Source organism: Paraburkholderia yinzeri (assembly GCF_046581065.1).
GTDB lineage: Bacteria > Pseudomonadota > Gammaproteobacteria > Burkholderiales > Burkholderiaceae > Paraburkholderia.
Genome location: NZ_JBFOCJ010000001.1, coordinates 3522692 through 3543660, shown reverse-complemented (window position 1 = coordinate 3543660; position 20969 = coordinate 3522692). Strand labels below are relative to the sequence as shown.

Sequence of the window (20969 nt, the reverse complement as noted above, 5' to 3'; positions counted from 1 at the left end):
GTGGAGGCCCGATGCTGAGGGCCGTCTATCGTGCGGCCTGGTGGCTCGTCGCGCCGCTCGCCGTGCTGCGGCTTTTCATCCGGTCGCGGCGCGAGCATGGTTATCGCGAGCATATCGGCGAACGGTTCGGCTACTCGGCGGGGCGCCTGCCGGAGGACGGCGCGCCGCTCATCTGGGTGCATGCGGTTTCGGTGGGCGAGACGCGGGCGGCGCAGCCGCTCGTCGATGCGCTGATCGCGGCACGGCCCGATGCGCGCGTGCTGCTCACGCACATGACGCCCGGCGGCCGCGCCGCGGGAGAGCAACTGTTCGGCAACCGCGTGCTGCGCTGCTATCTGCCTTACGACACGCCGCAGGCGGTGCGCCGCTTTCTGCGCGCGTGGCGGCCCTCGCTCGGGCTCGTGATGGAGACCGAGGTCTGGCCTACGCTCATCGACGAATGCCGGCGCGCCGACGTGCCGCTCGTGCTGACCAACGCGCGCATGTCGGCGCGTTCGTACAAGCGGGCGGCGAAGTTCGGCGCGGCGGCGAAAGAGGTGTTCGGCGGCTTTACCCGTGTGCTTGCGCAAAGCCCATCGGACGCCGAACGGCTGAGCGCCCTGGGCGCGCGCAACGTCGCCGTGCTCGGCAATCTGAAGTTCGACATGGCGAGCCCGCCGGAACTCGTCGCACGCGGCCATGAGTGGCGCCGCGCGATCGGCGCGCGGCCCGTCTGGGTTGCGGCCAGCACGCGCGAGGGCGAAGAGGAACTCGTGCTGCAGGCGTTCGCGGCGCTCGGGCTCGACGACGCCTTGCTGATTCTCGTGCCGCGGCATCCGCAGCGTTTCGACGAAGTGGCCGCGCTGATCGTGCGCAAGGACCTCGAGCTCGCGCGGCGCTCGCAGTGGGCCGCGAGCGCCGCGGCTGCGGCGGCGCCGTCGCACGAGAGCCCGCGTGCGCTGCCGCCGGACGTGAAGGTGCTGCTGGGCGACTCGATGGGGGAGATGGGCGCGTACTACGCTGCCGCGGATCTGGCGTTCATCGGCGGCAGCTTGTTGCCGCTCGGCGGCCAGAACCTGATCGAGGCTTGCGCCGTGGGCGTGCCCGTGCTGATCGGCCCGCACGTGTTCAACTTCACGCAGGCCACTGCCGACGCCGTCGCGGCCGGTGCGGCGCTGCAGGTGCAGGATCCCGCGGATCTCGCGCGGACGTTGCGTGCGCTCTTCGAAGACAAGCCGCGGCGCGTGGCGATGGGGGGGGCGGCCGCTGCCTTTGCGGCGCGCCATCGCGGGGCGACGGCGCGCACGGTGGACGTGCTCATGACGCTGTTGCCGGAGTCCGCTTCTTCGTCTGCTTCGTCATCCTCTTCATCGGGGGCTTCGCTCGACGTCTGAGCACTGGGCCTGAGGCCGCGAACCTCAGGCCACCGGATTCACGCCGCAAGCAACCCCTTCTTCTCGATGAACGCGACCACCTGATCGAGCCCCTCCAGCGCTTTCAGGTTGCACATCACGAACGGGCGCTCGCCGCGCATCTTCTTCGCATCCGAGGCCATTACGTCGAGGTTCGCGCCCACGAGCGGCGCCAGATCGGTCTTGTTGATCAAGAGCAGGTCCGACTTCGTGATGCCGGGGCCGCCCTTGCGCGGTATCTTCTCGCCGCCCGCCACGTCGATCACGTAGATCGTGAGGTCGGAAAGCTCGGGGCTGAAGGTGGCCGCGAGGTTGTCGCCGCCCGACTCGATGAACACGATGTCCGCGTCGGGAAAGCGCGCGAGCATCTGGTCCACGGCCTCGAGGTTGATCGAGGCGTCTTCGCGGATCGCCGTGTGCGGGCAGCCGCCGGTCTCGACGCCCATGATGCGCTCGGCGGGCAGCGCGCCTGCGACGGTCAGGAGGCGCTGATCCTCCTTCGTGTAGATGTCGTTGGTGATGGCGACGAGGTCGTAGCGCTCGCGCATGGCCTTGCAGAGCATTTCGAGCAGCGTGGTTTTGCCGGATCCTACCGGACCACCTACGCCAACGCGTAGCGGCGGCAGTTTCTTTGTGCGCTTGATGTTCATCCGGGTGTTCCTGTTTATTTCCTGTTTTTTCCGTAGTCCGAAGCTAAGAGCGGAAAAGCCGCGAGTATTGCGATTCGTGTCGTGCACTGAGGATGCCGAGCTGCGGCGCGAACGTGTTGATCGCGTCGGGCGGCGTGGCGAGCGCGCGGGCGACGGCCGCCTCGATGACGGGGCGCAGTGCGACGAGGATGCGCTGTCCCGCGACCTGGCCGAGCGGCACGGCCTTGAGCGCGGCCGCCGTCTGGTTCTCGGCCCAACTGAAAGCATAGGCCGCGAGCGCCGCGTCGGGCGCGGCGCCGTGCGCCCATGCGGCATAGGCCCACGCGCTGGGCTGCGCCACCGGCGCCATGCGTTCGAGCGTGGCAAGGCGCTCGGCGTCGCCCCATTCGAGTTGCGCGCAAAGCTGTCGCAACGACCAGCCCATCTGCGAGGTCTCGCGGCGCAGTTCCGCCGACTCGCGGCTCGCGACGAATTCCGTATTCGCTTCGATCAGCGCGGCTGCATCGTGCGTGCGCCAGCGTTCGAGCTGATGCGCGACGAACGGCAGCTCGCCCGGCGCCAGGACATTTGCGAGTCCGCTCTCGATCCAGCGCGCGGCGTCGTCGGCGTTTTCGACGAGATGCGCGTCGATAGCCGTCTCCAGCCCCTGCGAGTAGCTGAAGGCGCCGATCGGCAGTGCGGGTGATGCAAGGTGCAGCAGCGCGGTGAGTTCAGCGATGCGCATGGCCGTGGTGCTCGTGGCCGTGGTCGTGCCCGCAGTCGGGGCCGTGGACGTGGTCGTGCCCGTGATCGTGCGAATGCCCGTGGCCATGATGCTCGTCGTACACGCGCTGGGCGAGCGCATAGTCGTCCGCGAAGGTTTCGTCGTGGCCATGCCGGTGGCCGCCGCCATAAGCGCCGGCTTCGGGCTGGAACGGCAGCGTCGCGCGCTCGACCTGCGCGCCGAGGCGCTTGAGCATGTCTTCGAGCACGGGGTCCGCTTCGAGCTTCAGTTCGTCCGTGCCCACTTCGACCGGCGTGTGACGGTTGCCGAGGTGATACGCGGCGCGCGTGAGCGTGAGGCGATCCGGCGCGCGCACGAGCAGCACGCTTTCGGCCGCGGCGATCACGCGCACGAGGCCGCCGTCGTCGGCAACGAGCACGTCGCCGTCCCGCAGCACCGTGCCGCGCGGCAGCACGACGCCCACTTCCTCGCCCGTGTCGAGCGTGGCGGCGAGGCGGCTCTTGCAGCGCGCGTCATAGGGCAGCGTGAGCGTGGGCGCGCGCCGCACGAGAACCGGTGCGAGCTTCGCGGTGAGTCGTTTGTCTATCGTTCGCATGCTAGAAGAGGAAATAACGCTGTGCCATCGGCAGCACCGTGGCAGGTTCGCAGGTGAGCAACTGGCCGTCCGCGACGACCTGATAAGTCTCGGGGTCGACGGTGATCGCCGGCTGCCACGCGTTGTGGATCATGTCGGCCTTCGTCACGTTGCGGCAGCCGCGCACGGCCACCACGCGCTTTTGCAGGCCATATCGCTCCGCCACGCCCTGATCGAGCGCGAGCTGGGAGACGAACGTGAGCGAGGTCCGGGCGAGTGCCTGGCCACGCGTGGCGAACATCTCGCGGTAATGGACCGGCTGCGGTGTGGGGATCGAGGCGTTCGGATCGCCCATCTGGGCGAGGGCGATCATGCCGCCCTTGAGGATCAGCGAAGGCTTGATGCCGAAGAACGCAGGCTCCCAGAACACGAGGTCGGCCCATTTGCCGGGTTCGATCGAGCCCACTTCGTGCGCGATGCCGTGCGTGATGGCCGGGTTGATCGTGTACTTCGCGACGTAGCGCTTCACGCGGAAGTTGTCGTGGCGGGCGCTGTCGCCGGGCAGTGCGCCGCGCTGCACCTTCATTTTGTGCGCGGTTTGCCACGTGCGGATGATGACCTCGCCCACGCGGCCCATCGCCTGGGAGTCCGACGAAAGCATCGAAAGCGCCCCGAGGTCATGCAGGATGTCTTCGGCGGCGATCGTCTCGCGGCGGATGCGCGACTCGGCGAACGCGATGTCCTCGGCAATCGACGGATCGAGGTGATGGCAGACCATCAGCATGTCGAGGTGTTCGTCGAGCGTGTTGACCGTGTACGGGCGCGTGGGGTTGGTCGAGGAGGGCAGTACGTTCGCCTCGCCGCACACCTTGATGATGTCGGGGGCGTGGCCGCCGCCCGCGCCTTCCGTGTGATACGTGTGGATCGTGCGGCCCTTGAAGGCCGCGACGGTCGCTTCTACGAAGCCCGATTCGTTGAGCGTGTCGGTGTGGATGGCGACCTGCGTGTCGGTGGCGTCGGCCACCGTCAGGCAGTTGTCGATGGCGGCCGGCGTCGAGCCCCAGTCCTCGTGCAGCTTCAGGCCGATCGCACCCGCCGCGATCTGCTCTTCGGCGGGCCTGGGCAGGCTCACGTTGCCCTTGCCGAGGAAGCCGAGGTTGATTGGCCAGCCGTCTGCCGCCTGCAGCATGCGCTCCATGTGCCACGGGCCCGGCGTGCAGGTGGTGGCGTTGGTGCCGGTGGCGGGGCCCGTGCCGCCGCCGAGCATCGTCGTCACGCCCGAGGCGAGCGCCTCGTCGATCTGCTGCGGGCTGATGAAGTGGATGTGCGTGTCGATGCCGCCCGCCGTCACGATCTGCCCTTCGCCCGCGATCACTTCGGTCGAAGCGCCGATGGGGATCGTCACGGCAGGCTGCACGTCGGGGTTACCGGCCTTGCCGATCTTCCAGATGCGTCCGTCCTTGATGCCGATGTCGGCCTTCACGATGCCCCAGTGATCGACGATCACGGCGTTCGTGATGACCGTGTCCGCCACCTCGGCTGCGAGGCGCTGCGACTGGCCCATGCCGTCGCGAATCACCTTGCCGCCGCCGAATTTCACTTCGTCGCCATAGACCGTGTAGTCGCGCTCGACTTCGATGATGAGCTCGGTGTCGGCGAGGCGCACGCGGTCGCCGGTGGTGGGGCCGAACATCTCCGCATAGGCGCGGCGGCCGATTTTCAATGTCATATCGGATTCCTGATGGATTCGGGACGCGGGCGCGATGCGCTCAGAGCGGGCCCATCACCTTGCCGTTGAAGCCGTAGACGGCGCGCTCGCCGGCCAGCGCCACGAGTTCGACGGTGCGCTCCTGGCCCGGTTCGAAGCGCACGGCTGTGCCCGCGGCGATGTTCAGGCGAAAGCCGCGCGCGGCCTCGCGGTCGAACGAGAGCGCGTCGTTGACTTCGTAGAAGTGGAAATGCGAGCCGATCTGCACGGGCCGGTCGCCGGTGTTGGCCACCGTCACGGTGAGGGTCTCGCGTCCGGCGTTCAGTTCGATTTCGCCGTCGTCGATCAGCATCTCGCCTGGGATCATGGGCGTCTTCCTCACGGAATCGGGTGATGGACGGTCACGAGCTTCGTGCCGTCGGGAAACGTCGCTTCCACCTGGATGTCGGGGATCATTTCCGGCACGCCTTCCATCACTTCGTCGCGCGTGAGCAGCGTCGTGCCGTAGTGCATGACCTCGGCGACGGTCTTGCCGTCGCGGGCGGCTTCCATGAGCGCGGCGCTGATGAACGCCACCGCCTCGGGGTAGTTGAGCTTGAGGCCGCGCGCGCGACGCCTTTCGGCGAGCAGCGCGGCGGTGAAGATCAGGAGCTTGTCTTTCTCGCGTGGCGTGAGCTTCATCGTTCCAGGTCGGTTGGGCGTCCGGCGCGCCGCCGGGCCGCGGGTTTGCCTCGGATCATTCTCGCGCGAGCATACCGGAAGCCATTTACGGAAGCATTGCAACGAACTGGCCCGGGACAAAAGGGCAACGAAAGGGGCAACGAGGGGGCAGCACAACGGCACAGCAAGGTGCGTGCCAATGAAGGGGACGCACCATTTGCGAGGCTTTCGCGCACCCTCACGGCGTTATCGCGCTGCAACGTGGTGCGCGGCTGCGCTACAACGATGCATGAGGATCAGGTCGTCCAGAGCCTCAGCGGCGCCGCCTCGACGCCATGCACGAGCGGCCGCAGGGTCGTCCAGCAGCGCGTGAGCTGCTGTTGCAGCGGCTCCATCGAGCGGGCGAGCACCCGCACCACGAGCACGCCCGGGCAAACGCAGCTTGCGCCGCCGCGCACGGCGGCGTCAAACGGCAGGGTGGCCGCGAGCTGCTGCGCGAGCGCGTCGTCGCAGGCGGGGCTCACGGCCCACAGCACGCCGAATGCCGGATAGCCGGCCAGCCCCTGCGGCGCGTCGCGCAGGGAATCGGCGGCATCGACGAGGGCGCGTTCGAACCAGAGCAGGTCGCTGGCGTCGTTGCCGTTCGCGTCATCGGGCGCGGCCCGCGCGATGCGCGCAATCGAGCGCAGCATGCCCGCCGACCAGCGCTCGCCCGCCGCTTGCCGGCCCAGTTGCACGGCGTCCCAGCCGATCGCCGTGGCGTTCGCGCCGAGCGTGAGCGAGAAGTCGAGTTCGGCGTGAGCGTGGTCGAAGATCAGGTTGTTCTGCGGCAGCCAGTCGAGCTTCGCTTCGTCGTGAACATGAATCGCGATACGCTGGCGCGCCACGCGGCCGTTCGACTTGTACCACTTCGTCGCGCCCGGCGTGGTCAGTACCGCATGGGTCTGCGCGCCGACGTTCACGTCGATGTCGAGTCGGTCGCCGCCCGCAATGCCCGCCGGCGGATGCACGATCACCGCGTGGCAGATCGCGTCGCCTTCGGGATAGAGCGGACGCTGCACGCGCAGCGGTCCGGTATGTCGCCGATGCGCGAGCGTCGTGCGGGCCCCCTGGCGCGCGAAGCCGAGTTCGAGGCGGGCGAGCCATTCTTGAGGCGTGGAGGTGCGGGGGGCGAGCGTCGAGTGGTCTTCGTGGAGCGACATGCTGGAGGCCGGCGCGAGCGGGCCGGGGTGGGATCAGGTGGCGTCGAGGATAGCATGGCCCGCTGCATGAGCAGGCCCGTCTTCAGCCCGCCCCTCAGGCCCCTCAGTCCTTCAAACCGTAATCAGCGTCCGCACCCCATCCGCGTCCATGTCCGCGCCTTCGCCCCCCGTCACGATCTCGCCGCGGCTCATCACCCAATAACGGTCGGCGATGGCCCGCGCGAAATCGTAGTACTGCTCGACGAGCAGCACGGTCATCTGCATCTCCTCGACGAGCTGGCGCAGCGTGCGCCCGATGTCCTGGATGATCGAAGGCTGGATGCCTTCGGTGGGCTCGTCGAGGATCAGCAGTTGCGGCTCGCTCATCAGCGCGCGGCCGATCGCGAGCTGCTGCTGCTGGCCTCCCGAGAGGTCGCCGCCGCGGCGCGCCTTCATGTCTTCGAGCACCGGAAAAAGCCGGTAGATGTGCTCGGGCACCTTCGACGGCGCGCGCTTCTTGCTGGCGGCACCCACGAGCAGGTTTTCCTCCACCGTGAGCCTCGGGAAAATATCGCGCCCCTGCGGCACATAGGCGAGCCCGTTCGCCACGCGCGCCCACGTGGGCAGTTTCGTGAGTGCCTGGCCGTTCCAGGCGATCGCGCCGCTTTTTGCGTGCACAACGCCCATCAGGCAGCGCAGAAGCGTCGTCTTGCCTACGCCGTTACGCCCGAGCAGCACCGTGAGCTTGCCTTCCGGCACCGTCATCGAGACGTTGCGAAGGATGTGGCTGCCGCCGTAATACTGGTTCAACGATTCGATAGTCAGCATGTCGATGCCTGTCGTGCTTGTTCCACCGCTTATTCCACGGCTTGTTCTACGCCTTATGCCGCGCTAGCGGCCCAGATACGATTCGATCACCGTCTCGTCGCGCTTGACGCTTTCGAGCGTACCCTCGGCCAGCACGCTGCCTTCGGCCATCACGGTCACGCGCCCGGTTGCGCCCGCGAGCGCCGCGACGAACTCCATGTCGTGCTCGACCACCATCATCGAGCAGCTGCCGCGCAGGCGGTTCAGGAGCGCGGCGAGTTCCATCGTCTCGTCGTCGGTCATGCCGGCGGCCGGTTCGTCGAGCAGCAGCAAGGCGGGGCGCTGCATGAGCAGCATGCCGATCTCGAGGCGCTGTTTCTGCCCATGTGAGAGCTCGCCCGCGAGCCGCCGCGCGTCGCCTTCCAGGCGGATCACCTCCAGCGTTTCCTCGATCTTTGCCTGCGCTTCGCGCCCCAGCCGCGCGCGCAGCGAGGCGAACCAGCCCTTGTCGGCCTTCATCGCGAGTTCGAGGTTTTCCCACACCGGGTGCTGCTCGAACACCGTGGGCTTCTGGAACTTGCGGCCGATGCCCGCGCGCGCGATCGCCGGCTCGTTCATGCGCGTGAGGTCGAGCGTCTGGCCGAGGAACACCTTGCCCGCGTCGGGTTCGGTCTTGCCCGTGATGACGTCCATCATCGTCGTCTTGCCCGCGCCGTTCGGGCCGATCACGCAGCGCAGCTCGCCCACGTCGATCGAGAGCGTGAGCCTGTTGAGCGCGCGAAAGCCGTCGAAGCTCACGGTCACGTCCTCCAGATAGAGGATCGTGCCGTGCGAAGTGTCGATCGTGCCCGGCTCGACCACGTGACCCAGTTCGGCCACGCCCGAGAGCGTGGGCCGGTCGTGATCTTCGGCGGCGTCGAACGGGTTGTGGCCGAGCGGATCGTTGAGGATGGCGTGGCCGTTCATGCGCCGCTCCCGGGCGTGTCGTTGCCCTTCGTCAGGCGTTCGGTCAGGCGCTCGGTCAGGCGTTCAGCGAGGCCCATGATGCCGTTCGGCAACAGGAGCGGCACGAGCACGAAGATGAGGCCGAGGAAGAACAGCCAGTACTCCGCGAAATAGGCGGTGAAGAAGCTCTTCGCGCCATTCACGGCAAAGGCGCCGATGATCGGGCCGATGAGCGTGCCGCGTCCGCCCACGGCCACCCAGATCGCCATTTCGATGGAGTTGCCCGGCGACATCTCGCTCGGGTTGATGATGCCCACCTGCGGCACGTAGAGCGCGCCGGCGATGCCGCACAGCGCGGCCGAAAGCGTCCAGATGAAGAGCTTGTAGCCGAGCGGGCTGTAGCCGAGGAACATGAGGCGCGTTTCGCCGTCGCGCACGGCGGTCACGACACGGCCGAGCTTCGAGGTGACGATCGCGCGCGCTCCGAGGAACGCGAGCACGAGCGTGGCGAAGGTCATGAGGAAGAGCACCGTGCGCGTGCCCGGATGCGTGATGGGGAAACCCGCGATGCGCTTGAAGTCGGTGAAGCCGTTGTTGCCGCCGAAGCCCGTTTCGTTGCGGTAGAAGAACAGCATGGCCGCGAACGTCATGGCCTGCGTGATGATCGAGAGGTAGACGCCCTTCACGCGCGAGCGGAACGTGAAGAAGCCGAATACCCAGGCGAGCACGGCGGGCGCAAGCACGACGAGCAGGAGTGCGTACCAGAGGTGCTGCGTGCCTTGCCAGTACCACGGCAACTGGTGCCAGTCGAGAAACACCATGAAGTCGGGCAGGTCGCTGCCGTACTTGCCGTCGTGGCCGATCTCGCGCATCAGGTACATGCCGATGGCGTAGCCGCCGAGCGCGAAGAAGAGGCCGTGGCCAAGACTGAGGATGCCGCAGTAGCCCCACACGAGATCGAGCGCGAGCGCGGCGATCGCGTAGCACATGAGCTTGCCGGCGAGCGTCATCGCATAGTCGGAGAGATGGAACGCGCTCGACTGCGGCAGCACGAGCGCACACAGCGGCACGCCCACGCCGATGGCGATGACGAGCGCAATGAGCGCGAGCCACGCGCCGCGCGAGAGCAGCGGCGGACGCGCGGGCAGGCCGAGCGCGAAGGTCTCGGCGCCGTCGCCGCGTTGCGGCGTGGGTGCGCCGTAGGGGGCGTGGGTGGTGGAGGTGGCTGTCGTCATGTGGGTACTCGCTGGGCCGCCCGCGAGAGTGACCGCAGGGAACGCGGGGGTCGTTTCATGATGCCTCCGCGCTGCGGCCCTTCAGGGCGAAGAGGCCCTGCGGTCGCTTCTGGATGAAGAGCACGATCAGCACGAGCACCGCGATCTTCGCGAGCACCGCGCCCCAGAACGGTTCGATGGCCTTGCTGACGAGCCCGAGGCCGAAGCCGCCCACCACCGTGCCCGCGATCTGGCCCACGCCGCCCAGCACCACGGCCATGAACGAGTCGATGATGTAGTTCTGGCCGAGATCGGGACCGACGTTGCCGATCTGCGAGAGCGCGCAGCCGCCAAGCCCCGCAATGCCCGCGCCGAACGCGAAGGCCCAGGCATCGACGCGCGCGGTCCTCACGCCCACGCACGCGGCCATGCGGCGGTTCTGCGTGACGGCGCGCACGAAGAGGCCGAGGCGCGTCTTCGTGAGCACGGTCCACGCCATGCCCACGACGATCAGCGAAAACGCGAGAATCGCGAGGCGGTTGTACGGGAGGATGAGGTTCTGCATGACGGTTACACCGCCGCTCATCCACGAGGGATTCGAAACCTCCACGTTCTGCGCGCCGAAGATCGTGCGCGTAGCTTGGATGAGGATCAGGCTGATGCCGAAGGTGGTGAGCAGCGTTTCGAGCGGGCGTCCGTAGAGATGGCGGATCACGAGCCGCTCGATCACGGCGCCCACGAGCGCGGCGGCGACGAACGAGACGGGAATCGCGAAGAGCGGGTACCAGTCGAACGCGCCGGGCGCATAGCGCTGCACGAGCGTTTGCACGACATAGGTGGCGTAGGCGCCGATCATGAGGAACTCGCCGTGCGCCATGTTGATGACGCCGATCAGGCCGTAGGTGATCGCGAGGCCCAGCGCGGCGAGCAGCAGCACGCTGCCGAGCGAGAGCCCGGCGAACAGCGTGCCGAAGATCTCGCTGCGGCGCTGGATCGAGTCGAGCGCGTCGATGCCCGACTGCGCCGCGGCGCGGACCTGGACGTCGGGTTCGGCCCATGCGCCCGTCGCGGTCTTCGCGACGAGCGGGCGCAGCAGTTCGTACATGTCGAGATCGTGGCGCGCGGCCACGAGCTTCGCCGCTTCGAGGCGCGTGGCCGGGTCGGGATTGTGCAGGGCCGTCATGGCCCAGAGCACGTCGAGGCGTTTCCTGAGCGCCGGGTCGGTTTCCTTCGCGCGCGCGGCGTCGATCATCGGCTTCATCGCCGGGTCGGGATTCTTCAGCAGTTCCGCGATGGCGGCGCGCCGCGTTTCGAGATCGGGCGAGGCGAGCTGCAGGCCCGAGATCGCGCCGGCCACCTTCGAGCGCAGCGTGTTGTTGAGCGTGACGGGCTGGGCCGCCTGGGCCACGCCAGCCTCGACGGGTTTGCCGGTAACGGCGTCGCGAGCGTTGCCGCTTTCGTCCTGAAGCAGGACCTCGCCGGCATCGGTGGCGAGCACACCGTCGCTGCCCAGCGCCTGCAGCAGCGTGAGCGAGGCGGCGTCGTGCGTCGCGATGAGCTTGTCGATGGCGGCGGACTTCGCATCGAAATCGTCGCCGGCGAGCGGCGCGACGTCGGCCGCATCGAGTGCAAAGGCGGCCGGGCAGGCGCACACGAGCGACGCCGTCACGACCGCCGCGCGCAGGTAAGGTCGAAGATTCATGGGCAGGACCAGGGAGAACGGCCGGCGGATGCCGGCGGACACGGCACGCATGCCGTGTCCTTCCAGAAGGAAGCGGGCAGATCCGAAGGCAAAGTCGCGGACAAGATCAGGCCACGCGGCGACGGCTCAGGAAGCCGGGAATCGAGCTGACCACGTCGGGCTTGCCCTGATTGCCCGCAATGTACGGGCTCCACGGCTGTGCGCGAATCGCCGTTTTCGTGCGCCATACCACGTTGAACTGGCCGTCCGCGCGCACTTCGCCGATCATCACGGGCTTATGCAGATGGTGGTTGCCGTCCATCTCCAGCACGAAGCCCGAAGGCGCGTTGAACTGCTGGCCGATCATCGCCACGCGCACCTTGTCGACATCGGTGCTCTTCGCCTTTTCGACCGCCTGCTTCCACATATGGATGCCGACGTAGGTCGCTTCCATCGGGTCGTTGGTTACGCGCTTGCTGCCGCCGGGCAGATTGTTCTTCTTCACCCAGTCGGCGAACATCGCCTTGAACTTCGCGTTCTCGGGATTGCGCAGCGACATGAAGTAGTTCCATGCCGCGAGATTGCCCACGAGCGGCTTCGTGTCGATGCCGCGCAGCTCTTCCTCGCCCACGGAAAACGCCACCACGGGCACGTCGGTGGCCTTGAGGCCCTGGTTGCCGAGCTCCTTGTAGAACGGCACGTTCGAATCGCCGTTGATGGTCGAGATCACGCAGGTCTTGCCGCCCTGCGAGAAGGTCTTGATGTTGGCGACGATCGTTTGATAGTCGCTGTGGCCGAACGGTGTGTAGACCTCCTGAATGTCGGCATCCTGCACGCCCTTCGAGTGCAGGAACGCGCGCAGGATCTTGTTGGTCGTGCGCGGGTAGACGTAGTCGGTGCCTAGCAGGAAGAAGCGCTTCGCGCCGCCGCCTTCGCTGCTCATCAGGTATTCGGTAGCGGGAATCGCCTGCTGGTTGGGCGCCGCGCCCGTGTAGAACACGTTGCGCGACATTTCCTCGCCTTCGTACTGCACGGGATAGAACAGCAGCCCGTTGAGTTCCTCGAAAACGGGCAGCACCGACTTGCGCGACACCGAGGTCCAGCAGCCGAACACGCACGCCACCTTGTCCTGCGTGATCAACTGGCGCGCCTTCTCCGCGAAGAGCGGCCAGTTCGAGGCCGGATCGACGACGACCGGCTCGATCTGGCGCCCCATCACACCGCCCGAAGCGTTGATTTCGGCGAAGGTCATCAGCGCCGTGTCTTTCAGCGAAGTCTCGGAGATCGCCATCGTGCCCGACAGCGAGTGCAGCACGCCGACCTTGATCGGGCCGCTGTCGGTGTCCGCGTGCGCGAGCGGTATGCGTCCCGCGGCGGCGAGTGCGCCCGACATGGTTCCGAATTTCAACAGACTACGACGGTTCATTCTTTTCCCCTTGGCGTTGAGATGGGTCAGGTCGCGAAAGCCGGCGCATCTGGTTACGCGCCGGGTGTCGAGTGGCCTGTTGTCTTGCGCGATGGCTTCTGCAAACCTTGTGCCAGCGCATGGCCGATGCATCGAACCGGCATTGCGCCGAGTCATCAAGGCGCGCGGCGCGATGCCGTTGCGCGTGAGCCGTTTGGGAAGGGGCGAATGTGGTGCACGAGAGCGCATGTTCGGGCGCTTTGCCTCCTCGCAGTGCGTTCTTGAGTCTTCGTGCATAGACGCGGGGGCGTCGTTCGCGAGAGGGGTGCGCCGCTGCGCAGGCATGGTGCGCAGCACCGGTGTTTCGCATGAGCGTGGACGCGGGAGCCGGATCAGAATGCGGCGAACGCGCGCCACCCGTCCCGGGGCACTCATCCAGCGCGAGCGCGGTTATCGCGGCGGGGGCGTGGGCGGTATCCCGGTGGGCGGTGTGGGGCTGGAGTCGCGCGAGGGCGCGCCGGGCGCGCGCCTGGGAGGTGTTTCTGCGCGGCTACGAGAGGGACGTGCTCGCGAAGAGCGTGCTCGCGCGCTGCACGGGCGACATTCCGGCGTTCTCGCCGCCGCCGATCACGGACGAGGCGCAGATCGCGGAGATCTTCTCGACGGCCGCGCTCGTGCTGCGCCAGGAGGAGTGAGGCGGATCAGTAAGTCGGGACTGTCGGGTCGACCTGGCGCGACCATGCGTCAATGCCGCCCTGCAGGTTGAACACCTTGGTGTAGCCGCGCGATTCGAGGAACATCGCCACCTGGGCGCTGCGCGCGCCGTGGTGGCACACGCAGACGATCTGCGCCTCGTCGTCGAGCTCCTCGCTGCGCGCGGGGATCTCGCGCATCGGGATCGACGTGCTGCCGGCGATCTTCGCCGTTTCGATCTCCCACGGCTCGCGCACGTCGAGCAGGACAGGGGCGGCGCGCGAGGTGTCGGCGAGCCATTCGGCGAGAGCGGGAGCGGTCAGGTTCTGCATGGAAAACTCGATATCGTGGAAATGCCGGGCCGCGCTTCGGATACTGAATGAAGCCGCCCGGCTGAACGGCTGCGGCTTCAGAACTTGAAGCGCGGCGGTTGAACGGCGTTCTGCAGCGGCTCGACGTAGGTCTCGAACACACTGGCGATGCGGTATTGCTTCTCGTCGATGCGGGTGATGATCTGCGCTTCCATCACCGGCGCGGTGCCGACGAAGGCCGCCAGACGGCCGCCCACCTTCAGCTGCTCCAGCAGATCCTGCGGCACGACCGGCAGGCCGCCCGAGACGCAGATCACGTCGTAGGGCGCGTTGGCAGCCCAGCCGCGCGCGCCGTCGCCCAGCGCGACCTCGGCGTTGAGCACGCTGTTCTTGACGAAGTTCGCGCGCGCGAATTCGGCGAGTTCCGGGTCGATTTCCACCGTCAGCACCTTCTGCGCGCGGTACGCGAGCAGCGCCGCCATATAGCCCGAGCCGGCGCCGATCTCCAGCACGCTCTCGTGCTTCTTCACGGCAAGCTCCTGCAGCACGCGCGCTTCGACGCGCGGCGCCAGCATGTGCTGACCGTTGGGCAGCGGAACTTCGAAGTCGACGAACGCGAGATCCACGTAGGCCGCGGGGACGAAATGCTCACGCTTGACGATCGAAAGCAGGTTGAGCACGTCCTGGTCGAGCACCTCCCAGGGACGGATCTGCTGTTCGATCATGTTGAAACGCGCTTGTTCGATGTTCATGGTGACTCGGCGTTATGTGGTTCGATTCGGGTTCGGATTCGGTTCGGATCGCGGCTTGGACCCCGCCACGCAAGGCGTCCGGCGGCTCGCGAGATTGTATCAAACCCCCTTGCCGTGCCGCCTCGCGGACCGCAGACGGGGCCGCAGGCGCGCATCGGTATTTATCCTGGCTTCGGGAAGCTTGAAGTTTGGCGGGTTTCGAACCAAGAATGTAATCGATTACATTTTTGCCGGCCCGACGCCCGCGACCTCATGCCCGCCCAGCTCCGACGCAACCCCGCCGACCCGGCGCAACCCGACGCAGGGGCGCAGCGCGGCGGCTCCATTGCGGAAGTGGCGGCGCGCGTGGGCGTATCGGTGGCGACGGTTTCGCGCGTGCTCAACGGCCACGCGAACGTGCGGCCCGCCACGCGCGAGCGCGTGCTCGCCGAAATCGAGACGAGCGGCTACCGCGTGAACGAGCTCGCGCGCAACCTGCGCACGGCGGAGAGCCGCTTGCTGCTGACGATGGTGCCGGACTTCGGCAACCCGTTTTACGCGGAGATCGTGCGCGGCATCGATGGCGTTGCGCGCCAGCACGGCTATTTCACGCTGTTGTGCGACACGGGCGCCGACGCGGGCCGCGAGCGCGGCTACTTCGACCTGCTGCGCCGCCATCGCGCGGACGGCGCGATTTGCCTCGACCCGGCGACGGTCCAGCACGCCAACCAGGCGGCGGCCGAGGCGACGGCGCTGCCGTGGGTGGCGTGCTGCGAGTTCGATCCGGGCGTGGGCGTGCCGTATGTCGGCATCGACAATTTCCTTGCCGCCCGCGACGCCGTGCGGCATTTGATCGCGCGCGGCCGGCGGCGCATCGCGCTCATCAACTCGGACGAGCATTACCTCTACGCGCAGCAGCGGCGCGACGGTTACCTCGACGCGCTCGCGCAGGCGGGGCTCGAGGCGCGCGACGCCTGGCGCGTGAACGTGAACTGCCTCGACTACGGCGCGGGCGCCGAGGCCGCCGCGGCGCTCATGCGGCAAGCGGAGGCGCCGGACGCGATTTTCGCGGTCTCGGACACGCTCGCAGTCGGCGTGATCAACGGCCTGCGCGGCGCCGGCCGGCGCGTGCCGGACGACGTGGCGGTGGTGGGCTTCGACGATATCGCGCTCGCGGCGCAGGTCGACCCGCCGCTCACGACCGTCGCGCAGCCGATGCGCGAACTCGGCGAGACGGCCGCGCGGCTGTTGCTGCAGCGCCTCGCCGTGCCGGATGCGAACGTGCCGGGCGTGCTGCTGCCGCATCGGCTGGTGGTGCGGCAAAGCGGATGAGACAGGTCGGCGGCGTGCGTCCGCGCGTGGCCGGCAAGGTGTAGCGCAAGGAGTAGCGTCAGGAGTAGCAGCGGGGCAGCGGTACAAGCAGAGGGGACCAGCGGAGCGGGGCGGGCGGCGCAGGCCGCCCGCGACTCCGTGCGTACGACATCCTTATCGAGAGGAGGCGCGGCCGCTCATGAGCGTCGCCGTGAAGTTCCACGAGATCCGCAAGGACTTCGGTCCCGTGCGCGTGCTGCACGGCGTGAGCTTCGAGCTTGCGCCGGGCCGCATTCATGGCCTGCTCGGCGAGAACGGCGCGGGCAAGTCGACGCTCATGAAGATCCTGGCCGGCTACGAATCGCCCACGGCGGGCGAGATCGTCGTCGACGGCGAGGCGCGCCGCTTCGAAGGCTCGCGCGAGGCCGAGCAGGCGGGCATCGTGCTGATTCACCAGGAGTTCAATCTCGCCGAGCATCTGACGATCGCGCAGAACATCTTTCTTGGCCACGAGAAGCGGCGCGGCCTTTTCGTCGACGACACCGCGATGCGCCGCGAGGCGCGGGACGTGCTCGCGCAGGTGGGCCTCGCGCGCGATCCCGACACGAAGGTGCGCGACCTGATCGTCGCGGAGAAGCAGCTCGTGGAGATCGCGAAGGCGCTCTCGCGGCATGCGCGCCTCCTCATCATGGACGAGCCCACTGCCACGCTCACGCCGTCCGAAACGGCTCGTCTTTTTGCATTGATGGAGAAACTGCGCGAGGACGGCACGACGATCGTCTACATCTCGCACAAGCTCGACGAGGTGGAGCGCATCACCGACGACGTGATCGTGATGCGCGACGGCCGCTTCGTGGCGGCGAGCGCGACGGCGGGACTCGCGCGTCAGCAGATGGCGAACCTGATGGTGGGCCGCGACGTTTCCGACATGTTTCCGGCCAGGACCGAAGCAAGCGCCGGCGCGCCGGTGGCGCTGCGCGTGACCGGCCTTGCCGTGCCGGGCTGGGTCGAGGACCTGAGCTTCGAGGTGCGTGCGGGCGAGATCCTCGGCTTCGCGGGGCTCGTCGGCGCGGGGCGCACCGAAGCCTTCGAGGCGATCGTGGGCTTGCGCGAGCGCAGCGCGGGCGTCGTCGAGATCGATGGGCAACCCGTTTCGCTGCGGCATCCGCGCGACGCCGTGCGCAATGGGATCACCTATCTGAGCGAGGACCGCAAGGGCAAGGGTCTGCACCTGAACCTGAGCCTGCAGGACAACCTCACGCTGATGACCCTCGAGCGCTACGGCAAGCCCTTCATTGATCTCAAGGCGGGGCGCCGCGCGCTCGAAACCGCCGTGCGCGAGTTCGGCATCCGCACCGGCGACCTCGCGAGCCGCGCGCGCATGCTCTCGGGCGGCAACCAGCAGAAGCTCGCGCTCGCCAAGTTCCTGCAGCCCGATCCGCGCGTGATCGTGCTCGACGAGCCCACGCGCGGCGTGGACGTGGGCGCGAAGCGCGACATCTATTTCCTGATCCAGCGGCTCGCGGCTTCGGGGCGCGCGGTGATCGTGATTTCGTCCGAACTCGTCGAGCTGATCGGCCTCGCGCATCGGGTCGCCGTGATGCGCGCGGGCCGCCTCGTCGCCACGCTCGGGAGCGACCATCTGAACGAAGAGGAGTTGATCGCCCATGCAACCGGCACCCACTGAAACCGCCGCGGCACACGGCCGCGTGCGCAAGCTCGCCGCGTTCGTACACCGGCTTGCGGGCGTGGGGCCGCTTATCGGGCTGATTGCGCTCTGCGTGCTCGGCACCGCGCTGAACCGCGATTTCGCCACGCCCGGCAATCTGCTCAACGTGCTCACGCGGACCTCGTTCATCGGCATCATCTCCGTCGGCATGACCTTCGTGATCATTTCGGGCGGCATCGATCTTTCGGTGGGCTCGATGGCCGCGCTGATCGCCGGCGTGATGATCTGGACCATGAACGCGCTCGCGGCCGGGGTGGGCGCGCATACGTTCGCGCCGCTCGCGATCGTGCTGATCGGCATTGCGCTCGCGCTCGTGCTCGGCGCGCTGTTCGGGCTCGCGCACGGCCTCCTCATCACGCGCGGACGCATCGAGCCGTTCATCGTGACGCTCGGCACGCTCGGCATCTTCCGCTCGGTGCTGACGTGGCTCGCGGACGGCGGCGCGCTCACGCTGCCGAACAATCTCGTCGACTTCTACGGGCCGGTCTATTACGCGAGCCTCTTCGGCATACCGGTGCCGGTCTGGGTCTTCGCGATCGTCGCGCTGGGCGGCGCGCTGATCCTCAACCGCACCGCGTTCGGCCGGCATGTCCAGGCAATCGGCTCGAACGAGCAGGTCGCGCGCTATGCGGCGATCCGCGTGGATCGCGTGAAGTGCGCGACCTATGTGCTGCTCGGCGTGTGCGTGGGCGTCGCGACCGTGCTCTACGTGCCGAGGCTCGGGTCGGCCACGCCCACCACGGGCCTGCTTTGGGAGCTCGAAGCGATCGCGGCCGTGGTCGTGGGCGGCACCGCGCTCAAGGGCGGCGAAGGACGCGTGGCGGGGACCGTGGTCGGCGCCGTGCTGCTTTCGGTGATCGCGAACATCCTCAATCTCACGAGCATCATCAGCGTGTATCTGAACGCGGCCGTGCAGGGCGTGGCGATCATCGCCGTGGCTTTCCTGCAGCGCGGGCGCAGGTAGGCAGGGCACGGAACGGCAAGACGCGATACGCAGTACGAAACATGAAGCAGGCGCAGCAGGCAATACGCAGCATTGCAGGCCGGCAGTCGAAGGAGGCAGACGTCAATTTACCGAGACGCTCGCGCGCGAGCGCACCTTAGGAGACAGCACCATGAAGAAGATGATTCGGGCAATCGGCGCGAGCGCACTCGCGTTCGGCCTCGCGGCGACGCTAGGCGCGGGGACCGCGTGCGCCGACGATAAGGTGACGCTGGGCGTCGCGATTCCCACCGCCGACCACGGCTTCACGGGCGGCATCGTGTGGTGGGCTAACAAGGCGAAGAGCGACCTGGAGAAGGCGCATCCCGACCTGAAGATCATCGTGAAGACGGCGGCGAACGCGCCCGATCAGGCGAACCAACTGCAGGACCTCGTGACCGTCAACAAGATCAACGCGCTCGTGATCTTCCCATTCGAATCGGCGTCGCTCACGCAGCCCGTGGCGCAGGTGAAGAAACAGGGCGTGTACGTGACCGTGGTGGATCGCGGCCTGACCGACACGAGCGCGCAGGACGCTTACGTGGCCGGCGACAACACGGCGTTCGGCCGCATTCCCGCCGAGTACCTCGCGAAGCAGCTCGACGGCAAGGGCGACATCGTGGCGCTGCGCGGCATCCCCACCACGCTCGACAACGAGCGCTGGACCGCGTTCACCTCGGTGCTGAAGAACTACCCGAACATGAAGATCCTGGACGCGAAGTACGCCAACTGGAACCGCGACGACGCGTTCCGCACGATGCAGGACTACCTCACGCGCTTCCCGCACATCGACGCCGTCTGGGCCGCCGACGACGACATGGCCGTGGGCGTGCTCAAGGCGATCGACCAGGCGAAGCGCACCGACATCAAGATCGTGTTCGGCGGCGCGGGCTCGAAGGACATGGTCAAGCGCGTGATGGACGGCGACCCGCTGATCCGCGCCGACGTTTCGTACTCGCCGAAATTCATCTACGACGCGATCAAGATGACGGCCGAAGCGCGGCTCGCGGGCAAGGCGCTGCCGCAGAAGACGATCATCCCTTCGGTGCTCATCACGAAGGAGAACGCGAAGGACTTCTACTTCCCCGACTCGCCGTTCTGATTTGAGGCGGGCTAGCGATGATCAACCGTTGCCGCGCGCCTGCCTTCGTGCCATCCCGGCATCCGGGCGCGCGGCGGACCACGGAGGATAGAGGCCGATGAAGACCATTCAGGGCCCCGCGATTTTTCTGGCGCAGTTTCTCGGCGACGACGCCCCGTTCGACAGCTTCGAGCATATGGCCGGCTGGGCCGCGCATCTGGGGTACAAGGGCATCCAGGTGCCCACGGACCCGCGCCTCATCGATCTCGCGCAGGCCGCCGCGAGCCCGGCCTACTGCGACGACCTGCGCCGCATCGCCGACGACGCGGGCATCGCGATCACCGAGTTCTCGACGCATCTGCAGGGCCAGCTCGTGGCCGTGCATCCCGCTTACGACGCGCTCTTCGACGGCTTTGCGGCGCCGCATGTGCGGGGAAACCGCGAGGCGCGCACGGCCTGGGCCATCGACCAGTTGATGCTGGCGGCGCGCGCTTCGAAAAACCTTGGCCTCAAGGCGCACGTTACGTTTTCGGGCGCGCTCGCGTGGCCTTATCTGTACCCGTGGCCGCAGCGGCCGGCAGGGCTCGTCGAGGCGGCCTTCGACGAACTCGCACGGCGCTGGCGGCCCATCCTCGACGCGTTCGATTCGGCGGGCGTGGACGTCTGCTACGAACTGCATCCGGGCGAGGACCTGCACGACGGCGTGACGTTCGAGCGCTTCCTCGCGGCCGTGGACGATCATCCGCGCGCGAATATCCTCTACGATCCGAGCCACTTCGTGCTGCAGCAGCTCGATTACCTCGCGTTCATCGATCTTTATCACGCGCGCATCAAGGCCTTCCACGTCAAGGATGCCGAATTTCGGCCCACCGGCAAGCAGGGCGTCTACGGCGGTTACAGCGGCTGGGTCGAGCGCGCCGGGCGCTTCCGGTCGCTGGGCGACGGCCAGGTCGATTTCGGCGCGATCTTCTCGAAGCTCACGCAGTACGATTACCCGGGCTGGGCCGTGCTCGAATGGGAGTGCGCGCTCAAGCATCCGCACGACGGGGCGCGCGAGGGCGTCGAGTTCATCCGGCGCCACCTCATCCGCGTGGCGGAGCATGCCTTCGACGACTTCGCCGGCAGCGGCGTGGATGCGGCTCAGTTGAAGGGGCTGCTGGGCATCTGAATGAACGCGGTCACCCAAGGTTA

At 67.6% G+C, this 20969-nt stretch carries 21 protein-coding genes; 7 read left to right on the top strand and 14 right to left on the bottom strand.

Going from position 1 to position 20969, the window contains the following annotated elements:
• Positions 1-11 precede the first annotated feature (11 nt).
• A complete protein-coding gene (waaA, locus tag WJ542_RS16870; protein ID WP_411190377.1) occupies positions 12-1373 on the top strand; it encodes a lipid IV(A) 3-deoxy-D-manno-octulosonic acid transferase in 1362 nt (453 codons plus the stop codon).
• A 38-nt stretch (positions 1374-1411) separates the two neighbouring features.
• On the opposite strand, the gene ureG is transcribed toward waaA, so the two are convergent.
• From ureG to urtA, 12 genes are all read right to left on the bottom strand, one after another.
• Positions 1412-2041 (bottom strand): urease accessory protein UreG, encoded by a 630-nt coding sequence (gene ureG, locus WJ542_RS16865; RefSeq protein WP_411190376.1) that lies wholly within the window; start codon positions 2039-2041, stop codon positions 1412-1414.
• A gap of 43 nt (positions 2042-2084) precedes the next feature.
• The gene (locus WJ542_RS16860) at positions 2085-2765 is read right to left on the bottom strand and encodes an urease accessory protein UreF (RefSeq protein ID WP_411190595.1); all 681 of its coding nucleotides are present in this window, start codon (positions 2763-2765) and stop codon (positions 2085-2087) included.
• Positions 2752-3360, bottom strand: a complete 609-nt coding sequence (gene ureE / locus WJ542_RS16855; RefSeq protein ID WP_411190375.1) for an urease accessory protein UreE — start codon at positions 3358-3360, stop codon at positions 2752-2754. The genes WJ542_RS16860 and ureE overlap by 14 nt, the downstream gene beginning before the upstream one ends.
• 1 nt (position 3361) lies before the next feature.
• Entirely contained in the window at positions 3362-5068 is a 1707-nt protein-coding gene (ureC, locus tag WJ542_RS16850) for an urease subunit alpha (RefSeq protein ID WP_411190374.1), read from the bottom strand.
• A 40-nt stretch (positions 5069-5108) separates the two neighbouring features.
• Positions 5109-5414 (bottom strand): urease subunit beta, encoded by a 306-nt coding sequence (locus tag WJ542_RS16845; RefSeq protein ID WP_027796588.1) that lies wholly within the window; start codon positions 5412-5414, stop codon positions 5109-5111.
• Positions 5415-5425: 11 nt separating this feature from the next.
• Positions 5426-5728, bottom strand: a complete 303-nt coding sequence (gene ureA, locus WJ542_RS16840; protein WP_411190373.1) for an urease subunit gamma — start codon at positions 5726-5728, stop codon at positions 5426-5428.
• Positions 5729-6003: 275 nt separating this feature from the next.
• The gene (locus tag WJ542_RS16835) at positions 6004-6909 is read right to left on the bottom strand and encodes an urease accessory protein UreD (protein ID WP_411190372.1); all 906 of its coding nucleotides are present in this window, start codon (positions 6907-6909) and stop codon (positions 6004-6006) included.
• 111 nt (positions 6910-7020) lie between these two features.
• Entirely contained in the window at positions 7021-7716 is a 696-nt protein-coding gene (urtE, locus tag WJ542_RS16830) for an urea ABC transporter ATP-binding subunit UrtE (RefSeq protein ID WP_411190371.1), read from the bottom strand.
• A 63-nt stretch (positions 7717-7779) separates the two neighbouring features.
• On the bottom strand, positions 7780-8661 hold the full coding sequence (urtD, locus tag WJ542_RS16825; protein WP_411190370.1) for an urea ABC transporter ATP-binding protein UrtD: 882 nt from the start codon (positions 8659-8661) through the stop codon (positions 7780-7782).
• On the bottom strand, positions 8658-9875 hold the full coding sequence (gene urtC / locus WJ542_RS16820; RefSeq protein WP_411190369.1) for an urea ABC transporter permease subunit UrtC: 1218 nt from the start codon (positions 9873-9875) through the stop codon (positions 8658-8660). The genes urtD and urtC overlap by 4 nt, the downstream gene beginning before the upstream one ends.
• Positions 9876-9930: 55 nt before the next feature.
• Positions 9931-11556, bottom strand: coding sequence for an urea ABC transporter permease subunit UrtB (gene urtB / locus WJ542_RS16815; RefSeq protein ID WP_411190594.1), 1626 nt, complete (start codon positions 11554-11556; stop codon positions 9931-9933).
• A 106-nt stretch (positions 11557-11662) separates the two neighbouring features.
• Positions 11663-12961, bottom strand: a complete 1299-nt coding sequence (gene urtA, locus WJ542_RS16810; RefSeq protein ID WP_411190368.1) for an urea ABC transporter substrate-binding protein — start codon at positions 12959-12961, stop codon at positions 11663-11665.
• A 542-nt stretch (positions 12962-13503) separates the two neighbouring features.
• On the opposite strand from urtA, the gene WJ542_RS16805 reads away from it, so the two are divergent.
• A complete protein-coding gene (locus WJ542_RS16805; protein WP_411190367.1) occupies positions 13504-13635 on the top strand; it encodes a hypothetical protein in 132 nt (43 codons plus the stop codon).
• Between the two features lie 6 nt (positions 13636-13641).
• Here the strand turns inward: WJ542_RS16805 and WJ542_RS16800 are convergent, their stop codons facing one another.
• Positions 13642-13965, bottom strand: coding sequence for a rhodanese-like domain-containing protein (locus WJ542_RS16800; protein WP_411190366.1), 324 nt, complete (start codon positions 13963-13965; stop codon positions 13642-13644).
• A gap of 77 nt (positions 13966-14042) precedes the next feature.
• On the bottom strand, positions 14043-14696 hold the full coding sequence (locus WJ542_RS16795; protein WP_411190365.1) for a protein-L-isoaspartate O-methyltransferase family protein: 654 nt from the start codon (positions 14694-14696) through the stop codon (positions 14043-14045).
• Between the two features lie 252 nt (positions 14697-14948).
• Here WJ542_RS16795 and WJ542_RS16790 point away from each other — a divergent pair, with 252 nt between their 5' ends.
• The 5 genes from WJ542_RS16790 to WJ542_RS16770 all read left to right on the top strand — a co-directional run bounded on the left by WJ542_RS16790 (position 14949) and on the right by WJ542_RS16770 (position 20946).
• Positions 14949-16007 (top strand): LacI family DNA-binding transcriptional regulator, encoded by a 1059-nt coding sequence (locus WJ542_RS16790; protein ID WP_411190364.1) that lies wholly within the window; start codon positions 14949-14951, stop codon positions 16005-16007.
• A gap of 178 nt (positions 16008-16185) precedes the next feature.
• Entirely contained in the window at positions 16186-17673 is a 1488-nt protein-coding gene (locus WJ542_RS16785; RefSeq protein WP_411190363.1) for a sugar ABC transporter ATP-binding protein, read from the top strand.
• Positions 17654-18679 (top strand): ABC transporter permease, encoded by a 1026-nt coding sequence (locus WJ542_RS16780; RefSeq protein ID WP_411190362.1) that lies wholly within the window; start codon positions 17654-17656, stop codon positions 18677-18679. Before WJ542_RS16785 ends, WJ542_RS16780 begins: the two co-directional genes overlap by 20 nt.
• Positions 18680-18830: 151 nt before the next feature.
• On the top strand, positions 18831-19799 hold the full coding sequence (locus WJ542_RS16775) for a substrate-binding domain-containing protein (RefSeq protein ID WP_411190360.1): 969 nt from the start codon (positions 18831-18833) through the stop codon (positions 19797-19799).
• A gap of 97 nt (positions 19800-19896) precedes the next feature.
• On the top strand, positions 19897-20946 hold the full coding sequence (locus tag WJ542_RS16770) for a sugar phosphate isomerase/epimerase family protein (protein ID WP_411190359.1): 1050 nt from the start codon (positions 19897-19899) through the stop codon (positions 20944-20946).
• Positions 20947-20969 lie beyond the last annotated feature (23 nt).

Coding starts and splice junctions, on each gene's coding strand:
- waaA (WP_411190377.1), top strand. CDS start 12: ATGCTGAGGGCCGTCTATCGTGCGGCCTGGTGGCTCGTCGCGCCGCTC.
- ureG (WP_411190376.1), bottom strand. CDS start 2,041: ATGAACATCAAGCGCACAAAGAAACTGCCGCCGCTACGCGTTGGCGTA.
- WJ542_RS16860 (WP_411190595.1), bottom strand. CDS start 2,765: ATGCGCATCGCTGAACTCACCGCGCTGCTGCACCTTGCATCACCCGCA.
- ureE (WP_411190375.1), bottom strand. CDS start 3,360: ATGCGAACGATAGACAAACGACTCACCGCGAAGCTCGCACCGGTTCTC.
- ureC (WP_411190374.1), bottom strand. CDS start 5,068: ATGACATTGAAAATCGGCCGCCGCGCCTATGCGGAGATGTTCGGCCCC.
- WJ542_RS16845 (WP_027796588.1), bottom strand. CDS start 5,414: ATGATCCCAGGCGAGATGCTGATCGACGACGGCGAAATCGAACTGAAC.
- ureA (WP_411190373.1), bottom strand. CDS start 5,728: ATGAAGCTCACGCCACGCGAGAAAGACAAGCTCCTGATCTTCACCGCC.
- WJ542_RS16835 (WP_411190372.1), bottom strand. CDS start 6,909: ATGTCGCTCCACGAAGACCACTCGACGCTCGCCCCCCGCACCTCCACG.
- urtE (WP_411190371.1), bottom strand. CDS start 7,716: ATGCTGACTATCGAATCGTTGAACCAGTATTACGGCGGCAGCCACATC.
- urtD (WP_411190370.1), bottom strand. CDS start 8,661: ATGAACGGCCACGCCATCCTCAACGATCCGCTCGGCCACAACCCGTTC.
- urtC (WP_411190369.1), bottom strand. CDS start 9,875: ATGACGACAGCCACCTCCACCACCCACGCCCCCTACGGCGCACCCACG.
- urtB (WP_411190594.1), bottom strand. CDS start 11,556: ATGAATCTTCGACCTTACCTGCGCGCGGCGGTCGTGACGGCGTCGCTC.
- urtA (WP_411190368.1), bottom strand. CDS start 12,961: ATGAACCGTCGTAGTCTGTTGAAATTCGGAACCATGTCGGGCGCACTC.
- WJ542_RS16800 (WP_411190366.1), bottom strand. CDS start 13,965: ATGCAGAACCTGACCGCTCCCGCTCTCGCCGAATGGCTCGCCGACACC.
- WJ542_RS16795 (WP_411190365.1), bottom strand. CDS start 14,696: ATGAACATCGAACAAGCGCGTTTCAACATGATCGAACAGCAGATCCGT.
- WJ542_RS16790 (WP_411190364.1), top strand. CDS start 14,949: ATGCCCGCCCAGCTCCGACGCAACCCCGCCGACCCGGCGCAACCCGAC.
- WJ542_RS16785 (WP_411190363.1), top strand. CDS start 16,186: ATGAGCGTCGCCGTGAAGTTCCACGAGATCCGCAAGGACTTCGGTCCC.
- WJ542_RS16780 (WP_411190362.1), top strand. CDS start 17,654: ATGCAACCGGCACCCACTGAAACCGCCGCGGCACACGGCCGCGTGCGC.
- WJ542_RS16775 (WP_411190360.1), top strand. CDS start 18,831: ATGAAGAAGATGATTCGGGCAATCGGCGCGAGCGCACTCGCGTTCGGC.
- WJ542_RS16770 (WP_411190359.1), top strand. CDS start 19,897: ATGAAGACCATTCAGGGCCCCGCGATTTTTCTGGCGCAGTTTCTCGGC.